This is a genomic window from Chitinophaga eiseniae, from assembly GCF_012641265.1.
In the GTDB taxonomy this organism is placed as follows: Bacteria; Bacteroidota; Bacteroidia; order Chitinophagales; family Chitinophagaceae; genus Chitinophaga; species Chitinophaga eiseniae_A.
Genome location: NZ_JABAHZ010000026.1, coordinates 1 through 1,187 on the forward strand (window position 1 = coordinate 1; position 1,187 = coordinate 1,187).

2 protein-coding genes are annotated in these 1,187 nt (G+C 39.3%); both read right to left on the minus strand.

The window, feature by feature from the left end:
- Nucleotides 1-832: IS3 family transposase (locus HGH91_RS30935; RefSeq protein ID WP_168743105.1), on the minus strand; the 832-nt coding region annotated here is incomplete at its 3' end.
- Nucleotides 736-1,146 (minus strand): transposase, encoded by a 411-nt coding sequence (locus HGH91_RS30940; RefSeq protein WP_168743104.1) that lies wholly within the window; start codon nt 1,144-1,146, stop codon nt 736-738. The genes HGH91_RS30940 and HGH91_RS30935, both read right to left, overlap by 97 nt.
- Between the last annotated feature and the right edge of the window lie 41 nt (nt 1,147-1,187).

Here is a 1,187-nt window from a genome sequence, read left to right on the forward strand (position 1 = left end):
TATAAAGAGTGACAGCCTGCGCTGTGGCCTTTATGGCCAACTCTTTACTTTTAAAAGGCCTGTCGGGAAAAAATTCCTCTTTAATTGTTTTATTCATTCTTTCAGCCAGGGCATTTTCATAAGGATCTCCATTCTCTGTCATGCTCATCAAAATGCTGTTATCGGTGGCAATTTGCACATATTCTTTGCTGCAATATTGGCCTCCTCTATCAGAATGATGAATCAGTTCAGTATCATAAAGACGCCCTCTAATAGCCATTTTTAGGGCTTGAGATACTAAAGTTGTTTCCATATTATCTGCTATATGGTATCCAACGATTTTTCTGCTATAAGCATCTGTTATCATACTTAAATAAAGATACCCCTCATCAGTTTTAACATATGTAATATCACTTACCCATACCTGCTCTGGTCGGACTACCTCCAATCCCTTTACCAGATTGGGATATTTATTCAACCAGTGGTTGGAATCAGTTGTTTTAACATATTTACGCCGGGGAGTAATCAATAAATTATATGATCTCATCCACTCAAAAAGCTTGTCCCGACCCATTTTAATTGAATGGGCCTGCAGATCAGGTAGAATCAGGCTATAAATTTTTTTTATGCCACTTTGAGGTAATAGTTTCCTGACCTTATGTACAAACTCCCTAACTTGCTCTTTAATGTGGGCAATTTTTTGCTCGTCATACTTGAGTTTATAGGAATATTGTCGGCTGAATCCCAGTGTGTTAGCTATTCGTTTGACGCCTCCAACTCTTTTTGATCCCCCTGTGCTTTGGAAGCTTGCTCTGACAGAGGTAAGTACTTTTTTCGGATTTCTGTTCCAAATTGATCGTCTGCAATATCAATGGCCCGGTTGAGAATTTCCTTCTCTTGTTGTAAGATCTTAATTCTCTTTTCCAGCTCCTTAATTTGCTTATTGGGAGTGCTTTTCTTCATACTCGTTGTTTCTTGCCACCCCAATCTACCGTGTTTTCTTAACCAAACCAAAACAGTGGTCCGACCCTGAATCCCATACTTACGCTGGGCCTGCTTATAAGTCAGGTTGCCTTTTTCAACTTCATCGATAACCTGAAGCTTAAACGCCAAGCTGTAATCAAGTCGGGTCCTTTTACTTTTGCCCGAAACTCCTGTATTCTTCATAAGTTGACATTTTAAGTGTCAACTTATTTCAGGACGATACA